The organism is Citrobacter sp. RHBSTW-00986, from assembly GCF_013783065.1.
Classification (GTDB): Bacteria; Pseudomonadota; Gammaproteobacteria; order Enterobacterales; family Enterobacteriaceae; genus Citrobacter; species Citrobacter braakii.
Map to the genome: position 1 here is coordinate 464,841 of NZ_CP056200.1, position 22,170 is coordinate 487,010.

Annotated in this window: 19 protein-coding genes; 13 read left to right on the forward strand and 6 right to left on the reverse strand. The window is 53.2% G+C overall.

Annotated features, from left to right (window positions below; all coding sequences use genetic code 11):
- The first annotated feature begins 126 nt into the window (after positions 1 to 126).
- The 7 genes from mreB to tldD all read left to right on the forward strand — a co-directional run bounded on the left by mreB (position 127) and on the right by tldD (position 10,314).
- Positions 127 to 1,170 (forward strand): rod shape-determining protein MreB, encoded by a 1,044-nt coding sequence (gene mreB, locus HV345_RS02320; RefSeq protein ID WP_000913396.1) that lies wholly within the window; start codon positions 127 to 129, stop codon positions 1,168 to 1,170.
- Between the two features lie 64 nt (positions 1,171 to 1,234).
- On the forward strand, positions 1,235 to 2,257 hold the full coding sequence (mreC, locus tag HV345_RS02325) for a rod shape-determining protein MreC (RefSeq protein WP_047499766.1): 1,023 nt from the start codon (positions 1,235 to 1,237) through the stop codon (positions 2,255 to 2,257).
- Entirely contained in the window at positions 2,258 to 2,746 is a 489-nt protein-coding gene (gene mreD / locus HV345_RS02330; RefSeq protein ID WP_047499764.1) for a rod shape-determining protein MreD, read from the forward strand.
- A gap of 7 nt (positions 2,747 to 2,753) precedes the next feature.
- Positions 2,754 to 3,347 (forward strand): nucleoside triphosphate pyrophosphatase, encoded by a 594-nt coding sequence (locus HV345_RS02335; RefSeq protein WP_016157589.1) that lies wholly within the window; start codon positions 2,754 to 2,756, stop codon positions 3,345 to 3,347.
- Complete coding sequence (gene rng, locus HV345_RS02340; RefSeq protein WP_003828822.1) at positions 3,337 to 4,806, forward strand: ribonuclease G; 1,470 nt, start codon at positions 3,337 to 3,339, stop codon at positions 4,804 to 4,806. Before HV345_RS02335 ends, rng begins: the two co-directional genes overlap by 11 nt.
- Before the next feature lie 114 nt (positions 4,807 to 4,920).
- The gene (gene yhdP, locus HV345_RS02345; RefSeq protein WP_181636209.1) at positions 4,921 to 8,721 is read left to right on the forward strand and encodes an AsmA2 domain-containing protein YhdP; all 3,801 of its coding nucleotides are present in this window, start codon (positions 4,921 to 4,923) and stop codon (positions 8,719 to 8,721) included.
- A 147-nt stretch (positions 8,722 to 8,868) separates the two neighbouring features.
- Positions 8,869 to 10,314, forward strand: coding sequence for a metalloprotease TldD (gene tldD, locus HV345_RS02350; RefSeq protein ID WP_016154713.1), 1,446 nt, complete (start codon positions 8,869 to 8,871; stop codon positions 10,312 to 10,314).
- A 94-nt stretch (positions 10,315 to 10,408) separates the two neighbouring features.
- Here the strand turns inward: tldD and aaeR are convergent, their stop codons facing one another.
- Entirely contained in the window at positions 10,409 to 11,338 is a 930-nt protein-coding gene (gene aaeR / locus HV345_RS02355; protein ID WP_016157586.1) for an HTH-type transcriptional activator AaeR, read from the reverse strand.
- 184 nt (positions 11,339 to 11,522) lie between these two features.
- On the opposite strand from aaeR, the gene aaeX reads away from it, so the two are divergent.
- The 4 genes from aaeX to HV345_RS02375 all read left to right on the forward strand — a co-directional run bounded on the left by aaeX (position 11,523) and on the right by HV345_RS02375 (position 15,037).
- Positions 11,523 to 11,726 carry a p-hydroxybenzoic acid efflux pump operon protein AaeX gene (gene aaeX, locus HV345_RS02360; protein ID WP_003025177.1) on the forward strand — a complete coding sequence of 68 codons (204 nt, stop codon included), beginning with the start codon at positions 11,523 to 11,525 and terminating at the stop codon, positions 11,724 to 11,726.
- 7 nt (positions 11,727 to 11,733) lie between these two features.
- On the forward strand, positions 11,734 to 12,666 hold the full coding sequence (gene aaeA, locus HV345_RS02365) for a p-hydroxybenzoic acid efflux pump subunit AaeA (protein WP_016154711.1): 933 nt from the start codon (positions 11,734 to 11,736) through the stop codon (positions 12,664 to 12,666).
- Positions 12,667 to 12,671: 5 nt separating this feature from the next.
- A complete protein-coding gene (aaeB, locus tag HV345_RS02370) occupies positions 12,672 to 14,639 on the forward strand; it encodes a p-hydroxybenzoic acid efflux pump subunit AaeB (RefSeq protein ID WP_047499757.1) in 1,968 nt (655 codons plus the stop codon).
- A 119-nt stretch (positions 14,640 to 14,758) separates the two neighbouring features.
- Positions 14,759 to 15,037, forward strand: a complete 279-nt coding sequence (locus HV345_RS02375; protein ID WP_016154709.1) for a barnase inhibitor — start codon at positions 14,759 to 14,761, stop codon at positions 15,035 to 15,037.
- Positions 15,038 to 15,093: 56 nt separating this feature from the next.
- Here the strand turns inward: HV345_RS02375 and yhcN are convergent, their stop codons facing one another.
- Together yhcN and argR are read right to left on the reverse strand one after the other, a co-directional pair.
- Positions 15,094 to 15,360, reverse strand: a complete 267-nt coding sequence (gene yhcN / locus HV345_RS02380; protein WP_003025165.1) for a peroxide/acid stress response protein YhcN — start codon at positions 15,358 to 15,360, stop codon at positions 15,094 to 15,096.
- 376 nt (positions 15,361 to 15,736) lie between these two features.
- Positions 15,737 to 16,207 carry a transcriptional regulator ArgR gene (gene argR / locus HV345_RS02385; protein ID WP_003025162.1) on the reverse strand — a complete coding sequence of 157 codons (471 nt, stop codon included), beginning with the start codon at positions 16,205 to 16,207 and terminating at the stop codon, positions 15,737 to 15,739.
- Positions 16,208 to 16,643: 436 nt separating this feature from the next.
- Between argR and mdh the strand changes: the two genes are divergently transcribed.
- The gene (gene mdh, locus HV345_RS02390) at positions 16,644 to 17,579 is read left to right on the forward strand and encodes a malate dehydrogenase (protein ID WP_008785953.1); all 936 of its coding nucleotides are present in this window, start codon (positions 16,644 to 16,646) and stop codon (positions 17,577 to 17,579) included.
- Positions 17,580 to 17,699: 120 nt separating this feature from the next.
- Here the strand turns inward: mdh and degS are convergent, their stop codons facing one another.
- From degS to zapG, 3 genes are all read right to left on the reverse strand, one after another.
- Positions 17,700 to 18,767, reverse strand: a complete 1,068-nt coding sequence (degS, locus tag HV345_RS02395) for an outer membrane-stress sensor serine endopeptidase DegS (protein ID WP_003025154.1) — start codon at positions 18,765 to 18,767, stop codon at positions 17,700 to 17,702.
- Between the two features lie 89 nt (positions 18,768 to 18,856).
- Positions 18,857 to 20,224: a serine endoprotease DegQ gene (gene degQ, locus HV345_RS02400; protein ID WP_047413942.1), complete on the reverse strand. Its 1,368-nt coding sequence runs from the start codon at positions 20,222 to 20,224 to the stop codon at positions 18,857 to 18,859.
- A 168-nt stretch (positions 20,225 to 20,392) separates the two neighbouring features.
- The gene (zapG, locus tag HV345_RS02405) at positions 20,393 to 20,791 is read right to left on the reverse strand and encodes a Z-ring associated protein ZapG (protein ID WP_003025147.1); all 399 of its coding nucleotides are present in this window, start codon (positions 20,789 to 20,791) and stop codon (positions 20,393 to 20,395) included.
- Between the two features lie 192 nt (positions 20,792 to 20,983).
- Between zapG and zapE the strand changes: the two genes are divergently transcribed.
- Positions 20,984 to 22,111, forward strand: coding sequence for a cell division protein ZapE (gene zapE / locus HV345_RS02410; RefSeq protein ID WP_181636210.1), 1,128 nt, complete (start codon positions 20,984 to 20,986; stop codon positions 22,109 to 22,111).
- Positions 22,112 to 22,170: the final 59 nt, after the last annotated feature.

Consider the following 22,170-nt stretch of genomic DNA (forward strand, 5'->3'; position numbering starts at 1 on the left):
CAAAGGAAACGAACTGCACTAATTTTCACCGTAGCAGATGATTTTTGCGCCTTGTCGCTGCTGCGTGTGGTTGGTAAAGTAAGCGGATTTTGTTTTCCGCCCCAGCTTTCAGGATTATCCCTTAGTATGTTGAAAAAATTTCGTGGCATGTTTTCCAATGACCTGTCCATTGACCTGGGTACCGCGAATACCCTTATTTATGTAAAAGGACAAGGCATCGTATTGAATGAGCCTTCTGTTGTGGCCATTCGTCAGGATCGTGCCGGCTCGCCAAAAAGCGTAGCCGCAGTGGGCCATGACGCGAAGCAGATGCTGGGTCGTACACCGGGCAATATCGCCGCCATTCGCCCAATGAAAGACGGCGTTATCGCTGACTTCTTCGTGACTGAAAAAATGCTCCAGCACTTTATCAAACAAGTGCACAGCAACAGCTTCATGCGCCCAAGCCCGCGCGTACTGGTATGTGTACCGGTTGGAGCAACTCAGGTTGAACGCCGCGCGATCCGTGAATCCGCCCAGGGCGCAGGTGCCCGTGAAGTATTCCTGATCGAAGAGCCGATGGCGGCTGCGATCGGGGCGGGTCTGCCAGTTTCTGAAGCAACCGGTTCTATGGTTGTGGATATCGGTGGTGGTACAACTGAAGTTGCCGTTATCTCCCTGAACGGCGTGGTTTACTCCTCTTCTGTACGTATTGGCGGCGACCGCTTCGACGAAGCCATCATTAATTATGTTCGTCGTAACTACGGTTCTCTGATCGGTGAAGCCACCGCAGAACGTATTAAACACGAAATCGGTTCCGCTTATCCGGGCGACGAAGTGCGCGAGATCGAAGTTCGCGGCCGTAACCTGGCAGAAGGTGTTCCACGCGGCTTTACCCTGAACTCCAACGAGATTCTGGAAGCCCTGCAGGAACCGCTGACTGGTATCGTGAGCGCGGTGATGGTTGCACTGGAACAGTGTCCGCCAGAACTGGCGTCTGACATCTCCGAACGCGGCATGGTACTGACCGGTGGCGGTGCTCTGCTGCGTAACCTTGACCGTCTGTTAATGGAAGAAACCGGTATTCCAGTTGTTGTTGCTGAAGATCCGCTGACCTGCGTGGCGCGCGGTGGCGGCAAGGCGCTGGAAATGATCGATATGCACGGCGGCGACCTGTTCAGCGAAGAGTAATCGGATGCAGGTAGGGTAGCCCGCGGGTTGCCCTTCCGCTCTGATACGAGAATACGCATAGACTATGAAGCCAATTTTTAGCCGTGGCCCGTCGCTACAGATTCGCCTTATTCTGGCGGTGCTGGTGGCGCTCGGCGTTATTATTGCCGACAGCCGCCTGGGTACGTTTAGTCAAATCCGAACGTACATGGATACCGCCGTCAGTCCTTTCTACTTTATCTCAAATGGTCCTCGTGAATTACTCGACGGCGTTTCGCAAACGCTGGCTTCGCGTGACCAACTCGAACTTGAAAATCGGGCGTTGCGTCAGGAACTGCTGCTGAAAAACAGCGAGCTGCTGATGCTGGGGCAATATAAACAGGAGAACGCGCGTTTGCGTGAGCTGCTGGGATCGCCGCTGCGTCAGGACGAACAAAAGATGGTGACGCAGGTCATCTCAACGGTTAATGACCCTTACAGCGATCAGGTGGTGATCGACAAAGGGAGCGTTAATGGTGTCTACGAAGGTCAGCCGGTTATTAGCGACAAAGGCGTTGTGGGTCAGGTCGTAGCGGTGGCTAAACTGACCAGCCGCGTGCTGCTGATTTGCGATGCGACGCATGCTCTGCCCATTCAGGTACTGCGTAACGATATCCGCGTGATCGCTGCCGGTAACGGCTGCACCGACGATCTTCAGCTCGAACACCTGCCGGCCAACACCGACATTCGCGTTGGCGATGTGCTGGTTACCTCGGGTCTGGGGGGACGTTTCCCTGAAGGCTATCCAGTTGGTGTTGTTTCTTCCGTTAAGCTGGACACTCAGCGCGCTTATACCGTGATTCAGGCACGCCCGACCGCAGGTCTGCAGCGTCTGCGTTATCTGCTGCTGTTGTGGGGCGCCGATCGTAACGGCGCAAATCCGATGACGCCAGAAGAAGTGCACCGCGTTGCCAATGAACGTCTGATGCAAATGATGCCGCAAGTTCTGCCTGCACCAGATGCCATGGGGCCGCCTGCGCCAGTGCCAGCTCCCGCAACAGGCGTGACTCCAGCGCCTGCGGACACCACGCCGCCACAACCTGCTCCGCGTAAGCCGGGAGGACAGTAAGTGGCAAGCTATCGTAGCCAGGGACGTTGGGTGATTTGGCTCTCGTTCCTTATTGCACTGTTGCTGCAAATCATGCCCTGGCCGGACGATATTCTGGTTTTCCGGCCAAACTGGGTACTGCTCATCTTGTTGTACTGGATCCTGGCGCTGCCGCATCGCGTAAATGTGGGCACGGGGTTTGTGGTGGGTGCCATACTGGATCTCATCAGCGGCTCCACGCTTGGCGTGCGCGCATTGTCGATGAGTATCATTGCTTATCTGGTCGCGCTGAAATTCCAGCTATTCCGTAACCTCGCGCTCTGGCAACAGGCGCTGGTGGTCATGTTGTTATCACTGGTCGTGGATATTATTGTTTTCTGGGCCGAGTTTTTAGTGATCAATGTCTCTTTCAGACCCGAAGTGTTCTGGAGTAGTGTAGTGAATGGTGTGCTTTGGCCATGGCTATTCTTACTGATGCGTAAAGTCCGTCAGCAGTTTGCGGTGCAATAAGGTTGATATGAATACTCTGTATCTTGCTTCAGGTTCTCCACGTCGTCAGGAGCTGCTCGCTCAGCTTGGTGTTACCTTTGAACGGCTGGTGCCTGGGATTGAAGAACAGCGACACCCGCAGGAGAGCGCACAGCAGTATGTTTCGCGTCTGGCACGCGAAAAAGCGCAGGCTGGCGTGGCGCTGGCGCAGCGTGATTTGCCTGTATTGGGTGCAGATACCATTGTTATCCTTAATGGCGAAGTGCTGGAAAAACCACACGACGCCGCCCATGCCGCAGTAATGCTGCGCAAACTGTCGGGCAAAACGCATCAGGTCATGACCGCCGTGGCATTGGCCGACCGCCGGCACAGTCTGGACTGTCTGGTGGTGACGGAAGTGACGTTCAGAGCACTAACCGATGAGGATATCGCGGGCTATGTTGCCAGCGGTGAACCAATGGATAAAGCAGGTGCATACGGTATTCAAGGGTTGGGTGGCTGTTTTGTCAGGAAGATCAATGGCAGCTATCACGCTGTAGTCGGCTTACCGCTGGTAGAAACGTATGAGTTGCTGACCAATTTTAACGCACTGCGTGAGAAAAGGGATAAACATGACGGCTGAATTGTTGGTAAACGTAACGCCATCGGAAACTCGGGTGGCTTACATTGATGGCGGTATTCTGCAGGAAATTCATATTGAACGTGAGGCGCGACGCGGAATCGTAGGCAATATCTACAAAGGTCGTGTAAGTCGTGTACTTCCGGGTATGCAGGCGGCTTTTGTAGATATTGGACTGGATAAAGCCGCATTTCTTCACGCTTCAGACATCATGCCGCACACCGAATGCGTGGCGGGTGAAGAACAAAAACAGTTCACCGTGCGCGACATTTCTGAACTGGTGCGCCAGGGCCAGGATCTGATGGTGCAGGTGGTAAAAGATCCGTTGGGTACTAAGGGTGCACGCCTGACGACGGACATCACGCTTCCTTCCCGTTACCTCGTCTTTATGCCAGGTGCTTCGCACGTTGGCGTTTCCCAACGTATCGAAAGCGAAACCGAACGCGAACGCCTGAAAAAAGTGGTGGCGGATTACTGCGATGAACAGGGCGGATTCATCATTCGCACAGCGGCGGAAGGCGTCTGCGAGGAGGATCTGGCCTCGGATGCTGCCTACCTGAAGCGCGTCTGGACTAAAGTTATGGAGCGTAAAAAGCGCCCGCAAACGCGCTACCAGATGTACGGCGAACTGGCGCTGGCGCAGCGCGTGTTGCGTGATTTTGCGGATGCCCAGCTTGACCGGATCCGCGTTGACTCTCGTCTGACCTATGAAGCGTTGCTGGAGTTCACAGCGGAATATATCCCCGAGATGACCAGCAAGCTGGAACATTACAGCGGGCGCCAGCCCATTTTTGATCTCTTTGACGTTGAGAATGAAATCCAGCGCGCGCTGGAACGCAAGGTTGAACTGAAATCCGGCGGCTATCTGATCATCGATCAAACTGAAGCAATGACCACCGTCGATATCAATACCGGAGCGTTTGTTGGGCATCGTAATCTCGACGACACTATCTTTAATACTAATATTGAAGCAACGCAGGCCATTGCTCGTCAGCTGCGTCTGCGTAACCTCGGCGGCATTATCATTATCGATTTTATCGACATGAATAATGAAGATCACCGTCGACGGGTACTGCACTCTCTGGAACAGGCGCTGAGCAAGGATCGCGTAAAAACCAGCATCAACGGTTTTTCACAGTTGGGCCTGGTGGAGATGACGCGCAAACGCACGCGTGAAAGCGTGGAGCATGTGCTGTGCAACGAGTGTCCGACCTGTCATGGGCGCGGTACGGTGAAAACCGTGGAAACTGTATGCTATGAAATCATGCGCGAAATCGTGCGGGTACACCATGCATATGACTCCGATCGTTTCCTGGTTTATGCATCTCCGGCAGTGGCTGAAACCCTGAAGGGGGAAGAGTCACATGCGTTGGCGGAAGTGGAAATCTTTGTCGGCAAACAGGTTAAAGTACAAGTCGAACCGCTGTATAACCAGGAGCAGTTCGACGTTGTCATGATGTAATCTGGCCTGGTAAACGCCCAATGGCGATACCTTGCAGGCCGGAGAAGGCGTTCACGCCGCCATCCGGCAAGACGGTTTTGTGAGTCACATTTTTTGGTAGACAAGGAGAGGCGCGTGAGGCGATTGCCGGGGATATTACTGCTCACTGGAGCCGCATTCGTTGTCATCGCAGCGCTGCTGGTCAGTGGGCTGCGCCTTGCGCTGCCTCATCTTGATAGCTGGCGTCCGGCCATCCTTGGCAAGATTGAATCCGCCACCGGTCTGCCCGTCTCCGCCAGCCAACTTTCCGCTAGCTGGCAAAATTTCGGTCCTACTCTTGAAGCGCGCGATATCCATGCGCAGCTTAAAGATGGCGGTGAATTTTCGGTAAAGCGCGTCACATTAGCGCTGGATGTCTGGCAAAGCTTGCTGCACATGCGCTGGCAGTTTCGCGATCTCACCTTCTGGCAGCTGCAGCTGCGTACTAATACCCCCATCCAGCGCAGCGAAAGCGGTGATGGAATTGAAGCCGGCCACCTGAGCGATCTCTTCCTGCGTCAGTTTGATCATTTCGATCTACGCGACAGCCAGATTAGCTTTTTAACCCTCTCAGGCCAGCGTGCAGAACTGGCGATCCCGCAGCTTACCTGGCTTAACGGTAAAAACCGACATCGCGCTGAAGGCCTGGTCAGTCTCTCCAGTTTGACCGGGCAGCACGGTGTTATGCAGGTGCGAATGGATCTGCGTGATGACAACGGGCTGTTGAATAACGGTCGGGTCTGGCTGCAGGCCGACGATATCGACGTCAAGCCGTGGCTGGGTAAATGGATGCAGGATAATGTCGCGTTGCAAACCGCGCGTTTTAGCCTGGAAGCATGGATGACGATCAGAAAAGGTGTCGTTTCCGGCGGCGATGTCTGGCTGAAAAAAGGTGGGGCAAGTTGGCTGGGAGAGAGTCGTACGCACACGCTCTCCGTCGATAACCTGACGGCGCACATCAGCCGCGAGCAGTCGGGCTGGCAATTCTCCATTCCCGATACCCGTATCACGATGGATGATAAACCCTGGCCAAGCGGGGCGTTAGCGCTGGCCTGGATCCCTGAACAGGAAGTCGGCGGCGAGAATAACAAACGCAGCGACGAGCTACGCATCCGCGCCAGCAATCTGGAGCTGGCCGGGTTAGAAGGGCTGCGTCCGATGGCGGCCAAGTTATCGCCTGCGCTGGGTGATATCTGGCGGGCCACGCAGCCGAGCGGCAAAATAGATGTGCTGGCGCTGGATATCCCGTTACAGGCAACAGAAAAAACTCGCTTCCAGTCCTCGTGGACCAATCTGGCCTGGAAACAGTGGAAGCTGCTGCCAGGGGCAGAACATTTCTCCGGTACGCTCGCGGGCAGCGTTGAAAACGGGGCGCTCACTGCTTCCATGAAGCAAGCTAAAATGCCGTATGAAACCGTCTTTCGCGCACCGCTGGAGATAGAGGACGGCGTAGCGACGCTAAGCTGGCTGAAGAATGATAAAGGTTTCCAGTTAGATGGGCGCAACATTGATGTTAAAGCGAAAGCGGTACGCGCACGCGGTGGTTTTCGCTATCTGCAACCCGCCAATGATGAGCCATGGTTGGGCATTCTGGCAGGTATCAGCACCGACGATGGCTCTCAGGCTTGGCGTTACTTCCCGGAAAACCTGATGGGCAAAGAGCTGGTTGATTACCTCAGCGGCGCTATTCAGGGCGGCGAAGCGGATAACGCCACGTTGGTGTATGGCGGCGACCCGCATCTGTTCCCGTATCTACACAATGAAGGGCAGTTCCAGGTACTGGTGCCGCTTCGCAATGCGAAGTTTGCTTTCCAGCCCGACTGGCCCGCGCTGACTGACCTTAATATTGAACTGAACTTCATTAACGACGGTCTGTGGATGAAGACCGATAGCGTTAATCTGGGCGGTGTGAAGGCCAGTAATCTGACGGCTAACATCCCCGACTATGCCAAAGAAAAACTGCTGATTGATGCCGACATCAACGGGCCGGGCAAGGCGGTTGGACCTTATTTTGATGAGACGCCATTGAAGGATTCACTCGGCGCTACGCTTGAGCAGTTGCAGATTGACGGCGATGTGAATGCTCGCTTACATCTTGATATTCCGCTAGACGGCTCGCTGGTTACCGCCAAAGGTGACGTCAACCTGCGTAATAACAGCCTGTTTATTAAACCGCTCGACAGCACGCTGAAGAATTTGAATGGTAATTTCAGCTTTATCAACGGTGATCTGAAGAGCGAGCCGATGACCGCGAACTGGTTTAATCAGCCGCTGAACGTCGACTTTTCCACGACCGAAGGGGCGAAAGCCTATCAGGTAGCCGTGAATCTGCAAGGTGACTGGCAGCCAAGCCGCATGGGGATTTTACCGACGCAGGTCAACGACGCGTTGAATGGCAGCATAGCGTGGAATGGCAAGGTAGGAATCGATCTTCCGTATCATGCCGGGCCGACCTACAACGTTGAGTTAAAGGGCGACCTCAAGAATGTAAGTAGTCACTTACCTTCTCCGCTGAATAAGGCGGCCGGTGAGGCGTTGCCGGTGAACGTTAAGGCCAACGGCAATCTGCGCAGCTTTGATCTGACCGGCAACGCTGGCAGTAAAAATCATTTTAACAGCCGCTGGCTGCTGAATCAGAAACTGACGCTTGACCGCGCAATCTGGGCGTCGGAAAGCCGCACCGTGCCAGCGTTACCCGATCAACAAGGCATAGAGCTTAATCTTCCCCCTATGGATGGCGCGCAATGGCTGGCGTTATTCCAGAAAGGCGCTGTGGATAACGTGGGCAGCAACGCTAACTTCCCGCAGCGCATCACGGTGCGTACGCCATCGTTATCCCTGGGCGGTCAACAGTGGAATAATTTGAGTATCGTTTCTGAGCCTGCGAGCAATGGCTCCACCGTGCAGGCGCAGGGCCGTGAAATTAACGCCACGCTGGCTATGCGCAATAATGCGCCGTGGCTGGCCAATATTAAGTATCTTTATTACAACCCAAGCGCGGCAAAACCGTCACAAAATAGTACGCCAGCCTCGCCGTTCTCAGCCATCGACAACGTCAGCTTTCGTGGCTGGCCGGACCTTCAACTGCGCTGTGCCGAGTGCTGGATGTGGGGACAGAAATACGGGCGCATTGACGCCGATGTAGCGATTAAAGGCGACACGCTGACCTTGAGTAACGGTCTGTTGGATACGGGTTTTGCCAGACTGACCACCGACGGCGTGTGGGTGAATGCGCCGGGCAAGGAGCGAACGTCGCTGAAGGGTAAACTGAGCGGCAATAAAATTGACTCCGCAGCCGGTTTCTTTGGCGTATCAACGCCGATTCGCAATTCTTCATTCAACGTGGAGTATGATCTGCATTGGCGTAATCCGCCGTGGGATCCTGATGTAGCCTCGCTGAATGGTATTTTGCGTACCCGGCTGGGCAAAGGCGAACTTACCGAACTCAGTACCGGACATGCGGGGCAACTGTTACGTCTGCTAAGCTTCGATGCGTTACTGCGTAAACTGCGCTTTGATTTTAGCGACACCTTCAGCGAAGGCTTCTATTTCGACTCGATTCGCAGCACGGCGTGGATCAAAGATGGTGTGATGCATACCGACGACACGCTGGTGGACGGTCTGGAAGCCGATATTGCGATGAAAGGTTCAGTGAACCTGGTACGCCGGGATCTGGACATGGAAGCCATCGTTGCACCAGAAATATCTGCCACCGTAGGCGTTGCCGCCGCGTTTGCCGTCAACCCGATTGTTGGTGCGGCGGTGTTTGCCGCCAGTAAGGTGCTGGGGCCGCTGTGGAGCAAAGTCTCGATTCTGCGCTATCGCATCACCGGTCCGGTCGATAAGCCGCAAATTAACGAAGTTCTGCGTCAGCCGCGCAAAGAAAGCCAGCAATGATTTGACGGGGGCGAGTAATTGCCCCAATCTCAGTACATAGTATTGCCGGATGGCGCAGCGCTTATCCGGCCTACAGCAGCCTAACAACGTAGGCCGGATAAGGCGTTTTTTCCGCTATCCGGCAGAATTAAATGAGTAATCAAAACGATGAGTCTGAACCTGGTAAGTGAACAATTGCTAGCGGCAAATGGCCTGAAACATCAGGATCTGTTTGCCATCCTGGGCCAACTGGCCGAACGCCGTCTTGATTACGGCGATCTCTATTTTCAGTCGAGCTATCACGAATCCTGGGTTTTAGAAGACCGCATCATTAAAGATGGTTCTTACAATATCGATCAGGGCGTTGGCGTGCGCGCCATCAGCGGCGAGAAAACAGGGTTTGCCTATGCAGACCAGATTAGCCTGTTGGCGCTGGAACAAAGCGCTCATGCCGCGCGTACTATCGTGCGTGACAACGGTGACGGCAAAGTAAAAACGCTGGGGGCCGTGGAGCATCAGGCGCTTTACACCTCGGTTGATCCGTTGCAGAGCATGAGCCGCGAAGAAAAACTCGATATCCTGCGCCGCGTAGACAACGTGGCCCGTGCCGCCGACAAACGCGTCCAGGAAGTGACCGCCAGCCTGACCGGTGTTTATGAACTGATCCTGGTGGCCGCGACTGATGGTACGCTGGCCGCTGACGTCCGCCCGCTGGTACGTTTGTCCGTAAGCGTACAGGTCGAAGAGGACGGTAAGCGTGAGCGCGGCGCCAGCGGTGGCGGCGGTCGTTTTGGCTATGACTATTTCCTTGGCGACCTTGATGGTGAAGTCCGTGCCGACGCGTGGGCGAAAGAGGCCGTACGCATGGCGTTAGTCAATCTGTCCGCGGTAGCAGCGCCTGCTGGTACGCTGCCGGTGGTACTCGGCGCTGGTTGGCCTGGCGTTCTGCTGCATGAAGCGGTCGGTCATGGGCTGGAAGGTGATTTTAACCGCCGTGGCACCTCGGTATTCAGCGGTCACATGGGTGAACTGGTGGCATCAGAACTGTGTACCGTTGTGGATGATGGCACAATGGCGGACCGTCGTGGTTCCGTGGCTATCGATGACGAAGGGACACCGGGTCAGTACAACGTGCTGATCGAAAACGGCATTCTGAAAGGCTACATGCAGGACAAACTGAATGCGCGCCTGATGGGCGTAGCGCCAACGGGTAACGGTCGCCGTGAATCTTACGCGCACCTGCCGATGCCGCGTATGACCAACACCTATATGCTGCCGGGGAAATCCACGCCGCAGGAAATCATCGAATCCGTTGAATACGGTATTTATGCGCCTAACTTTGGCGGCGGTCAGGTGGATATCACCTCTGGGAAATTTGTATTCTCGACGTCCGAAGCGTATCTGATTGAAAACGGTAAAGTGACCAAACCGGTGAAAGGCGCAACGCTGATTGGCTCCGGTATCGAAGCGATGCAGCAGATTTCGATGGTGGGTAACGACCTGAAACTGGATAACGGGGTTGGCGTTTGCGGTAAAGAAGGACAGAGCTTGCCGGTGGGCGTGGGCCAGCCGACGCTGAAGGTGGATAACTTGACCGTAGGTGGCACCGCGTAACGACCCGGTCGCCGGATAGCGCTCAGCGTATCCGGCCTGGAATGTGCGCTGGCACTGAATGTAGGCCCGGTAAGCAAAGCGCTACCGGGCTTTTTTATTTCTCTTTTCCCCGGCCGTACATCCCCTGAAACAGCTGCGCCACATCGACAAAATAATCCGTCAGATAGTTAATCACCACCTGGACCTTGAGCGGTAGTTTGTCTTTTTCGGTATACAGTGCATAGACCGGACGTGGATCCGACTGGTAGCGGGGCAGCAGGATCTCCACTTCGCCACGATTGATCTCATTGATCACCCACATCAGCGGCACATAGGCAATACCCGCGCCTGCGGCCAGCCAGCGCACCAGCGTCATCGGATCGTTAGTCACGAAGCGCCCTTCTGGGATCAGGCGGGTAGAGATCCCCTCCGGAGCGATAAGTTCGAATTCATTATCCGGGCGCACGCTGTATTCCAGCCACGAGTGGTTGCTGAGATCGGCGGGTTTTTCCGGCACGCCAAACTGCGCGAGATAGCTTTTAGCGGCGCAGACCACCATCGGCATGGTTCCCAGGCGACGTGAAAACAGGCTGGAGTCCTGCAACGCGCCGACGCGAATAACCACGTCCAGACCGTCGGCGATTAAATCCGGTGCCGGGATGCCTGTTACCAGATTTACCGTCAATCCTGGATACTCTTTCAGCATCGTTGCGGTCAACCCAGCGAGGACATTTTGTGCCATGGTTGAAGAACAGCCAATGCGCAAGGTGCCGATGGGCGTGTTGTTAAAGGCATAAAGCTGCTCGTGAACATCCTGTGCTTCGTGCAGCATCCGGCGGCAGCCCTGATAATAAATTTTACCGGCTTCGGTTAGCCCAATGCTGCGTGTGCTGCGGTTTAGCAGCTTGACCTGTAGCTCATCTTCCAGTTTAGAGACCGTCTGGCTTATCGATGAAACGCTCATTTGTAGCTGTCTTGCGGCGGCGGTGAAGGAGCCCAGTTCGACAACTTTGGCAAACACCGACATACGTTTTAATCGTTCCATTGTTCACTCTGACTTAAAAGTGATTTAGATCACATAATATAGATAACAGCATAACAGTTACGTTAATATATTATTATTCAAATAACAGCTATGTCGCTCTCGCCTGGCTCATCCTTGCCCTTCTCTGCGGTGACATACGCTAGAAAATCTATCACCTGCACTCTCTTAAGCTACCAAGGTCAACATGAGTCTGTTTCCCGTTATCGTGGTGTTTGGTCTGTCCTTCCCACCGATTTTTTTCGAATTACTTTTGTCACTGGCGATTTTCTGGCTGGTGCGCCGGGTACTGGTTCCAACTGGCATCTATGATTTTGTCTGGCACCCGGCTCTGTTTAACACCGCGCTGTATTGCTGCCTGTTCTATTTAATAACGCGCCTGTTCGTTTGAGGTTGAAGTGAAAACACTAACAAGAAAACTCTCCCGTACGGCCACGACTCTCGTACTGGTCATTCTGGCCTTCATCGCCATTTTCCGCGCATGGGTGTTCTACACCGAGTCGCCGTGGACGCGTGATGCGCGCTTCAGCGCCGACGTTGTGGCAATAGCCCCGGATGTCGCCGGGCTTATCACTAACGTCAACGTTCATGATAATCAACTGGTGAAGAAAGACCAGGTTCTGTTTACCATCGATCAGCCGCGCTATAAAAAAGCACTCGAAGAAGCGGAAGCAGACGTCGCCTACTATCAGGTGTTATCACAGGAAAAACGCCAGGAGGCCAGCCGTCGTAACCGGCTGGGCGTGCAGGCTATGTCTCGTGAAGAGATCGACCAGTCAAACAATGTCCTGCAAACCGTATTACACCAGCTTGCGAAGGCGCAGGCGACCCGCGACCTGGCGAAATTAGATCTGGAACGTACCGTCATTCGCGCGCCAGCAGATGGCTGGGTGACTAACCTGAACGTCTACAGCGGCGAATTTATTACTCGCGGCTCTACGGCGGTGGCGTTGGTCAAACAGCATTCTTTTTATGTGCTGGCCTATATGGAAGAAACCAAGCTGGAAGGCGTCCGCCCTGGATATCGCGCAGAGATCACCCCGCTGGGCAGTAATCATGTGCTGAAGGGCACCGTTGATAGCGTGGCGGCTGGCGTAACGAATGCCAGCAGCACGCGGGACGCAAAGGGTATGGCGACCATTGATTCCAATCTTGAATGGGTGCGTCTGGCGCAGCGTGTACCGGTGCGAATTCGTCTTGATGAGCAGCAGGGAACCCTGTGGCCTGCGGGGACTACGGCTACCGTCGTCATTACCGGCAAGCAGGATCGCGATGCAAGCCGGGAATCCTTCTTTCGTAAAATGGCGCACCGCCTGCGCGAGTTTGGCTAATCGTGATGGGCATTTTCTCTATTGCCAACCAGCATATCCGCTTTGCGGTAAAACTGGCGTGCGCGATTGTACTGGCGCTGTTCGTTGGCTTTCACTTCCAACTTGAGACCCCGCGCTGGGCGGTGCTGACCGCCGCCATTGTGGCGGCTGGCCCGGCCTTTGCCGCTGGCGGAGAGCCCTATTCTGGTGCTATACGCTATCGCGGCATGCTGCGTATTGTCGGGACATTTATTGGCTGTATTGCTGCACTGATCATTATCATCAGCATGATCCGCGCCCCGTTATTGATGATCCTGGTGTGTTGTATCTGGGCCGGTTTTTGTACCTGGATCTCGTCGCTTGTGAAGATCGAAAACTCCTATGCCTGGGGACTTTCGGGCTATACGGCGCTGATCATCGTCATTACCATCCAGGCTGAACCGCTGCTGACGCCGCAATTTGCGCTCGAACGCTGTAGTGAAATAGTGATGGGGATTGTCTGTGCTATTGTGGCCGATCTGCTCTTTTCGCCCCGTTCGGTGAAACAGGAGATTGATGTCGAACTGGACAGCCTGCTGGTGGCGCAGTATCAGCTTATGCAGTTGTGCATTAAGCATGGTGACAGTGAAGAAGTGGACAAAGCCTGGGGCGATTTAGTCCGGCGTACGGCGGCACTGGAAGGCATGCGAAGTAACCTGAATATGGAGTCCTCACGCTGGGGGCGGGCTAACCGCAGGCTCAAAGCATTGAACACGCTGTCACTCACGCTCATCACGCAGTCCTGCGAAACCTATCTTATTCAGAACACTCGACCCGAACTGATCACTGATACCTTCCGCGAGTTGTTCAATATGCCGGTTGAAACGGTGCAGGATGTTCATAAACAGTTGAAGCGGATGCGGCGGGTGATTGCCTGGACCGGTGAACGCGAAACGCCGATTACGATATATAGTTGGGCAGGCGCCGCGACGCGCTACCTGTTGCTCAAACGCGGTGTACTGAGTAATACCAAAATTAGCGCCACGGAAGAAGAGATCCTGCAAGGTGAGCCAGTAGTGAAGGTGGAGTCTGCCGAGCGCCATCATGCGATGGTCAACTTCTGGCGCACCACGCTTTCTTGTGTCCTGGGAACTTTATTCTGGCTGTGGACCGGATGGACCTCCGGCAGCGGCGCAATGGTGATGATTGCGGTTGTCACTTCGCTGGCAATGCGTTTGCCCAACCCGCGCATGGTGGCGATAGACTTTATTTACGGTACGTTGGCGGCGTTACCGCTCGGGGCGCTCTATTTCCTGGTGATTATCCCCAATACGCAACAAAGCATGTTGTTACTGTGCCTGAGCCTGGCGGTGCTGGGGTTCTTTCTGGGTATAGAGGTACAGAAACGACGGCTGGGATCAATGGGTGCGCTGGCCAGCACTATTAATATCATCGTGCTGGATAACCCGATGACCTTCCACTTTAGCCAGTTCCTTGACAGTGCGCTGGGGCAAATTGTTGGCTGCGTGCTGGCATTTATCGTCATTCTGTTGGTGCGCGATAACTCTCGTGACAGAACGGGTCGCGTGTTGCTCAACCAGTTTGTCTCGGCGGCGGTTTCAGCGATGACCACCAACGTGGTACGTCGTAAAGAAAACCATCTCCCGGCGCTTTATCAGCAGCTGTTTTTGCTGATGAACAAATTTCCCGGCGACCTGGCGAAGTTTCGCCTGGCGCTGACGATGATCATTGCGCATCAGCGCTTGCGCGATGCGCCGATACCGGTAAACGAGGATCTATCCACGTTCCATCGCCAGCTTCGTCGCACTGCGGATCACGTGATTTCCGCAGGAAACGACGACAAGCGCCGACGCTACTTTAGCCAGTTGCTGGAGGAGCTTGAGATCTATCAGGAGAAATTAATCATCTGGCAAGCGCCGCCGCAGGTGACCGAGCCGGTAAAACGACTTAGCGGGATGCTGCACAAATACCAGCATGCGCTAACCAGTAATTAAGAGTTGGAAACCGACGCTAAAGGCGTCGGTTTTTTTATGGCTATACTTACCTGAAAATGCAGGAGGTTCCTGCATATTGATGGTCTGTAGAGTGACTGGCGTCGGGATGGTGGCTATAGATGAACATCTATACATTTGATTTTGACGAGATAGAAGACCAGGGGGATTTCTACCGTGAGTTTACGCGCGCGTTCGGTCTCGCCCGGGAAAAGGTGGTTGATTTAGATTCTCTGTGGGAGGTGGTTATCGGGGACGTTTTACCGCTGCCGCTGGAGATTGAATTTGTTCATTTGCCGGACAAGCTACGCAGGCGATACGGCGCACTGATTTTACTGTTCGATGAAGCGGAAGAAGAGTTGGAAGGACAGCTGCGCTTTAACGTTCGTCACTCAATGTAAGGCATAAAAAAGCCCCCGGCAGGCGGGGGCAAGTCGTCGGACTAGACGACGAGGGTTTATTTGTAGAGTTCTGCAGTCGCGTGCCAGTGAGCGCCTTCACGGAGTTCGGTGACGCGATAGCTGCTGGCACCTGCTTTTTCAGCTTTAGCGGCGATAGCCTGACGCATGTCCATTGGTGAGCTACCGATCTGAGATACGGAGATGCTGCCCATGGATTGCAGGTTCTGTGCTTCTTGTGAGTTCACCTGAGTCACTGCGGCGCTTGCACCGAAAGAGAGAACAGAAAGAAGGCTTAAGGTTGCAATAGTTGTTTTGATTTTCATGATATTTACCTCGTCGAATTCTTTTATTGGGGTCTGCGTTTCGTGACCCTCATCACAAAATCAAGTATACGCTAATCACTCGATAAATTAATACCACGCTAATTGTTTCTGTGCGGATTAAGTGTTAAGAAAAATATTTTTTATAACCAAACAGAATTAAAAATAGGGTTTTAAACATCGGTTTTATAATAAATTCAATTAAATCATTGAGATATGTATTTTTGCAAAATGTGCGTTTTTAACTCTTCATATTCGCTATGTGAATGACTTTTGACGGTTAAACGCACCATTTGTTAAATCAATGACAGTGGATAATAGAGGGAGGAGGGTGGATACAGAGGTTTTTCCCCCGCCGCGAGGCGACGGGGAGGAAGTATTACAGCTCTTGTTCGAACAGTTCCAGAATAGCTTCGTACAAATCTTTTACCGTAAAACCCTTAGCTGGGGTGGTGAAGATGGTATCGTCACCGGCAATTGTACCCAGAATCCCTTCCGCTTTACCTAATGAGTCCAGCAGACGTGCAATCAACTGAGCAGCGCCAGGGCTGGTATGAATAACCACAACTGCATCGTTGTAATCGATATCCAATACCAGATTTTTCAGTGGACTGGATGTTGTAGGTACCCCTAACTCTGCCGGCAGGCAGTACACCATTTCCATTTTCGCATTGCGGGTACGCACGGCGCCGAACTTGGTCAGCATGCGAGAAACCTTGGACTGATTGATATTATCAAAGCCCTGATCCTGCAACGCGAGGACGATTTCGCCCTGAGAGCTGAACTTTTCTTCTTTAAGCAGCGCTTTAAACGCCTTTACTAATTCTTCTTGTTTTGCCGAGCTTCGCATAAGTCACCCGTAATATGGCGGTAGAAACAACATTATTGTGCATACAGATGAATTTTTATGCAAACAGTCTGCCTTGTTCAAGGCTGAAATAATGTTATGAAAGAGCGGAATTTTATCAAATTTCGTTATCAAGAAACATGCCTGTGTCACGGCTCGCAAATAAGGTTAAAAGTAAATTAAATGTTATCAAATTGATGTTGTTTTGAGAGGTGGGTAGGGTATATTGTCAGCACCTGTTGGAAAGTTGCTCTACTGTGCGGGTGGTTTTGAATTACGTAACTTAGGTTTTATTTTACGTAAGTTAAATGCATAAAAGCCAAATTTGCGTGACTACGCATTCTTGACGCGTGGTTGTTGTATTCGTTGGATTTGTGAATTAAGGTCGCCGCCGCGGAGCAATAGACACTTTGCTTATCAATATAATAAGGAGTTTAGGATGAAAGTTGCAGTCCTCGGCGCTGCTGGTGGTATCGGTCAGGCGCTAGCATTACTGTTAAAAACCCAACTGCCTTCAGGTTCAGAACTCTCCCTGTACGACATCGCTCCAGTAACGCCTGGCGTGGCCGTTGATTTGAGCCATATCCCTACTGCTGTGAAAATCAAAGGCTTCAGCGGCGAAGACGCTACCCCTGCACTGGAAGGTGCTGATGTGGTACTGATCTCTGCGGGTGTTGCACGTAAACCGGGTATGGATCGTTCCGACCTGTTCAACGTTAACGCCGGTATCGTGAAGAACCTGGTGCAGCAGGTTGCTAAAACCTGCCCGAAAGCATGTATCGGTATTATCACCAACCCGGTGAACACGACCGTTGCTATCGCTGCAGAAGTGCTGAAAAAAGCAGGCGTATACGATAAGAACAAACTGTTTGGCGTGACCACGCTGGACATCATCCGCTCCAACACCTTTGTTGCGGAACTGAAAGGCAAGCAGCCTGGTGACGTTGAAGTCCCGGTTATTGGCGGCCACTCTGGCGTGACCATTCTCCCGCTGCTGTCACAAATCCCTGGCGTGAGCTTCACTGAGCAAGAAGCGGCTGACCTGACCAAACGTATCCAGAATGCAGGTACTGAAGTTGTGGAAGCTAAAGCCGGTGGCGGATCTGCAACCCTGTCTATGGGTCAGGCTGCAGCACGTTTCGGCCTGTCACTGGTTCGCGCGCTGAGCGGCGAAAAAGGCGTGGTTGAATGTGCTTACGTTGAAGGCGACGGCCAGTATGCTCGCTTCTTCTCTCAGCCGCTGCTGTTGGGTAAAAACGGCGTAGAAGAACGCCAGTCTATCGGCAAGCTGAGCGCATTTGAGCAGAGCTCGCTGGAAGGTATGCTGGATACGCTGAAGAAAGATATCACCCTGGGTGAAGAGTTCGTTAAATAACGCCTTTATGTAGGCCGGATGGCGGTGTTTAACGCTTTATCCGTCCTACAAATATCGCGAATTTGACGCATAAAAAAACCGGAGCTATCTCCGGTTTTTTTACATCATTTCGCTTGTGATTTAGTTTGTAGCCGGGTATTCCTGAATCGTTACCTGCAGCGTCAACTGCTTGTCATCACGCATCACGACAACAGAGATAACCGAACCTGGGCGAATCTCTGCCACCTGGTCCATGGTTTCCAGCGCAGATACTGCCGGTTTGTTATTGACCGAAATAATCAGATCGTTAACCTGAATTCCTGCCTGCGCAGCCGGACCATCTGGGGCCACTTCGTTAACCACTATCCCCTGAATTTGATCCATCCCGCCGCCCTGGGCGTGCAGTGGCGCAATTTCGCGACCGCTGATGCCGATGTAGCCACGAATCACGCGCCCGTCACGAATCAGCTTATCCATGATTTTGGTTGCCAACTGAAACGGAATAGCAAAGCCGATCCCTTCCGGGGTTTCGCCATCGTTACTCTTATCAAATGACAGCGTGTTAATACCCATTAACTCGCCCAGCGAGTTGACCAACGCGCCGCCGGAGTTGCCGTGGTTGATGGAGGCATCCGTTTGCAGGAAGTTTTGCCGTCCAGTCGGGTTCAGGCCAATACGACCGGTGGCGCTGATAATCCCCTGAGTGATCGTTTGCCCAAGGTTGTACGGGTTACCAATGGCGAGGACGACATCGCCGATGTGCGGCACGCGTTTGTTATTAATTGGAATTGTCGGCAGTCCGCCAGTCGCGTTGATTTTCAGCACCGCAAGATCGGTTAACGTATCAGAACCCACTAGCAGCGCTTCGAATACACGCCCATCCTGCAACGCGACGATGATTTGGTCGGCATCATTAATGACGTGCTTATTGGTAATGATATAGCCGCGCTGATCCATGATAACGCCTGAGCCGAGTGTGCGGATCTCAAGCTGGTTATGTGCTGTGCTGTTCATACTACGGTTATAAACGTTAACGACGGCAGGCGCTGCACGGCGAACCGCCGGGTTATAGCTGGCGGGCGTTTCATCTGCACTGTCGAACTGTGGCGCGGTAAGCGTATTTATTTTTCGCAGAGAGGGCATCGCGGCCAGCAGAATAGCGCCGACGATTAAACCAATCGCGACCGAACGTAAAAGCTTCACAAACATGATGGCGGCGTCATTAATAAAGGGAACGGCAGCAGCATATCACGAGTTTACCGGACATCACACGGGGGACTGATGTCCGGTTGCATGCGTTAACGCAGGAGCAGGTAAATACTCTCGTTACCGCGCACTACTTGCAGAGCAATGATCGACGGTTTCGTTTCCAGCACTTTACGCATTTCGGCGATCGAATTTACACGATCGCGGTTAACGCCAATGATAACGTCATCTTTATGCAGACCGGCCTGCGCGGCTGGGCTGCTTTTTTCAACGTTATCAATTTTGATGCCTTTGGTGCCGTCTTTAAGCTGACCGTCACTGAGCGTAGCCCCTTGCAACGCAGGAGCAATCATCTCCGCGCTGGCGGACGATGATGTACTGGTATCCAGGGTTACTTCAACCTCCAGCGGTTTACCGTTACGCAGCAGGCCCAATTTGACTTTGGTCCCTGGTTCGGTTGTCGCTATGCGTGAACGCAGTTCGGCGAAGCTGTTGAGCGGTTTGCCGTTGAGGCTGGTAATGACGTCACCAGACTTCACACCTGCTTTTGCGGAGCCAGAGTTAGGCAGAACCTCGCTGACAAACGCGCCGCGCTGCACGTCCAGTTTGAACGCTTTGGCGATATCGGCGGTCATTTCGGTGCCTTTAATTCCCAGCAGACCACGTTTGATTTCACCAAACTGCATCAGTTGCTGCGCCAGCGTGCGTGCCATATTGCTCGGGATCGCAAAACCAATACCGATGCTACCGCCGCCGGGCGCCAGAATCGCGGTGTTAATGCCAATCAGCTCACCATTGAGGTTTAGCAACGCGCCGCCGGAGTTACCCCGGTTGATGGAGGCATCGGTCTGAATAAAGTTTTCCAGACCTTCCAGGTTCAACCCGCTGCGACCCAAAGCCGATACGATGCCGGAGGTGGCCGTTTGCCCCAAACCAAACGGGTTACCCACGGCCACCGCGAAATCACCGACGCGGAGTTTGTCGGAGTCGGCAATGGCAATTTGCGTCAGGTTGCTGGGGTGTTGAATTTGCAGCAGAGCGATATCGCTCTGGTCGTCGCTGCCGATAAGCTTAGCGTCGAACTCACGGCCATCATTAAGCTGAACGCTGATTTTTTGCGCCTGATTGATGACGTGATTATTGGTCAGGACGTAGCCTTTGGCGGCATCAATGATGACCCCGGAACCCAGCCCTTCAAAAGGTTGTGCAGGTTGATCGGGAAGTTCATCACCAAAAAACTTTTTGAACTCTTCCGGGACTTTCTGCCCCTGAGCGGCGGTGCCTTCGACCCTTACGCTCACCACGGCAGGTAACACTTTCTCCAGCATCGGTGCGAGGCTGGGGAGCGCAGCCTGACCGGGAACCTGGCCGGGAATCGACGCTACGGCTGGGAATGGCGCCGAGAGAGTTAACCCGACACTTAACGCTAATGCACTCAACAGCTGGGTTTGTTTTTTCATGGATCCTGCTCTCGTACCTTGAGTAAACGGAAGATGATTCAAAACAGTTTGATGTTATTGAATTTTCGGTTTGGTCACAATGAGGCTAACGACTAAATAATAGCTGGGACAGGAAGAGAAGCGGAGGGCGCAATTGCTGCGCCCAATAAATTTCTTAACGATGTGCAGTTAGTCGCGCTTTGCGCCACTACGCAGCAGGCCAGATGCGCCTTCAGAATAGTCTCGCGGCATCTGAACCGGCGCCTGATCGTTACCCGCTTCGGACTCTGCCAGACGATTACGGAACGGATTATTTTCCGGTGACATACCCGGCAGCAGGTTGCTGGAGCTTTTCGCCATATGCTGGTAGATCTGACGATAATCGTCCGCCATGTTATCCAGCAGTTCAGCGCTGCGGGCAAAGTGGCTCACCAGCTCTTCGCGGTACTCTTCCAGCTCAGCTTTATTTTTTTCCAGTTCGTACTGCAATGCCTGCTGTTGGCGTAATTTACGATTACCAAAACGCATGGCTACAGCACCAATAATGATACCGACGACTAACCCAATTAGCGCATATTCCCAGGTCATGAACATCTCCCGTTGTCTTGTGTTTCCGTAGGGTGTTGGCTTTAGGCTCCATGCCTGCGCCTGATTATGCCACTATAACCGCTAATCCCGTAGAAGTGGAATCCCGTGTTTATATCACGTAATGTAGAACGGCCTTTTTTTCGTCAACCGTGAGCGACGGCACATCGATTCTCAAGGAATAACAATAACATCATGCAAAGCCTTTCCCCGACATCGCGTTACCAGCAAGCCCTCAAAGACGGCAGTCATCAGCCCGACAACGTACAACAAGAAGCAGTGAATCGACTGGAAACAATTTTCCAGGCGCTTTCGACGCCAGCACGTCCTGCTCCGCAGGAGAGCGGACTGATGGCGCGTTTTGGCAAATTGCTGGGAAAGCGTGAGTCACCGACCAACGCGCCGGTGCGTGGTCTGTATATGTGGGGCGGAGTCGGGCGCGGAAAAACGTGGCTGATGGATCTGTTCTTCCATAGCCTGCCGGGCGGGCGTAAACAGCGTTTGCACTTTCACCGTTTTATGCTGCGCGTCCATGAAGAGCTTACGGCCCTGCAGGGGCAGAGCGATCCGCTGGAAATCATTGCCGACCGCTTTAAGGCTGAAACGGACGTGCTGTGTTTTGACGAATTTTTTGTTTCTGACATCACCGACGCCATGCTGCTCGGCGGCCTGATGAAGGCGCTGTTTGCCCGTGGTATTACGCTGGTGGCAACCTCCAATATTCCGCCTGATGAGCTGTATCGCAACGGTTTGCAACGCACGCGCTTTCTTCCTGCCATTGATGCCATCAAACAGCATTGTGACATCATGAATGTCGATGCTGGCGTCGATTATCGTCTGCGCACCTTAACGCAGGCGCATTTGTGGTTGACACCACTGAATGACGAAACCCGCCAGCAGATGGATAAGCTCTGGCTGGCATTAGCGGGAACGAAAAGTGAACATGCGCCGACGCTGGAGATCAATCATCGTCCGATGCAGACGCTGGCCGTCGAAAACCAAACGCTGGCGGTGTCGTTCACCACGCTCTGTGTCGATGCGCGTAGTCAGCATGACTACATTGCGCTATCGCGTCTGTTTCATACGGTGCTGTTGTCTGATGTGCCGGTCATGACGACGCTGATGGAGAGCGAAGCGCGGCGTTTTATCGCACTGGTGGATGAGTTCTACGAACGCCACGTTAAGCTGGTGGTCAGTGCGGCCTCACCACTTTATGAAATTTATCAGGGCGAGCGTCTGAAGTTTGAATTTCAGCGTTGTTTGTCGCGTTTGCAGGAGATGCAAAGCGAAGAGTATCTGAAGCGGGAACATTTAGCCGGTTAAACCTGCCGCAAATCACATAAAGGGGTCGATCTTTGACCCTGACTTCTCTATAATCTTGC

Coding starts and splice junctions, on each gene's coding strand:
- mreC (WP_047499766.1), top strand. CDS start 1,235: ATGAAGCCAATTTTTAGCCGTGGCCCGTCGCTACAGATTCGCCTTATT.
- zapE (WP_181636210.1), top strand. CDS start 20,984: ATGCAAAGCCTTTCCCCGACATCGCGTTACCAGCAAGCCCTCAAAGAC.
- HV345_RS02375 (WP_016154709.1), top strand. CDS start 14,759: ATGAACATCTATACATTTGATTTTGACGAGATAGAAGACCAGGGGGAT.
- degQ (WP_047413942.1), bottom strand. CDS start 20,224: ATGAAAAAACAAACCCAGCTGTTGAGTGCATTAGCGTTAAGTGTCGGG.
- argR (WP_003025162.1), bottom strand. CDS start 16,207: ATGCGAAGCTCGGCAAAACAAGAAGAATTAGTAAAGGCGTTTAAAGCG.
- aaeX (WP_003025177.1), top strand. CDS start 11,523: ATGAGTCTGTTTCCCGTTATCGTGGTGTTTGGTCTGTCCTTCCCACCG.
- aaeR (WP_016157586.1), bottom strand. CDS start 11,338: ATGGAACGATTAAAACGTATGTCGGTGTTTGCCAAAGTTGTCGAACTG.
- tldD (WP_016154713.1), top strand. CDS start 8,869: ATGAGTCTGAACCTGGTAAGTGAACAATTGCTAGCGGCAAATGGCCTG.
- rng (WP_003828822.1), top strand. CDS start 3,337: ATGACGGCTGAATTGTTGGTAAACGTAACGCCATCGGAAACTCGGGTG.
- zapG (WP_003025147.1), bottom strand. CDS start 20,791: ATGACCTGGGAATATGCGCTAATTGGGTTAGTCGTCGGTATCATTATT.
- degS (WP_003025154.1), bottom strand. CDS start 18,767: ATGTTTGTGAAGCTTTTACGTTCGGTCGCGATTGGTTTAATCGTCGGC.
- yhcN (WP_003025165.1), bottom strand. CDS start 15,360: ATGAAAATCAAAACAACTATTGCAACCTTAAGCCTTCTTTCTGTTCTC.
- mdh (WP_008785953.1), top strand. CDS start 16,644: ATGAAAGTTGCAGTCCTCGGCGCTGCTGGTGGTATCGGTCAGGCGCTA.
- mreB (WP_000913396.1), top strand. CDS start 127: ATGTTGAAAAAATTTCGTGGCATGTTTTCCAATGACCTGTCCATTGAC.
- aaeB (WP_047499757.1), top strand. CDS start 12,672: ATGGGCATTTTCTCTATTGCCAACCAGCATATCCGCTTTGCGGTAAAA.
- HV345_RS02335 (WP_016157589.1), top strand. CDS start 2,754: ATGAATACTCTGTATCTTGCTTCAGGTTCTCCACGTCGTCAGGAGCTG.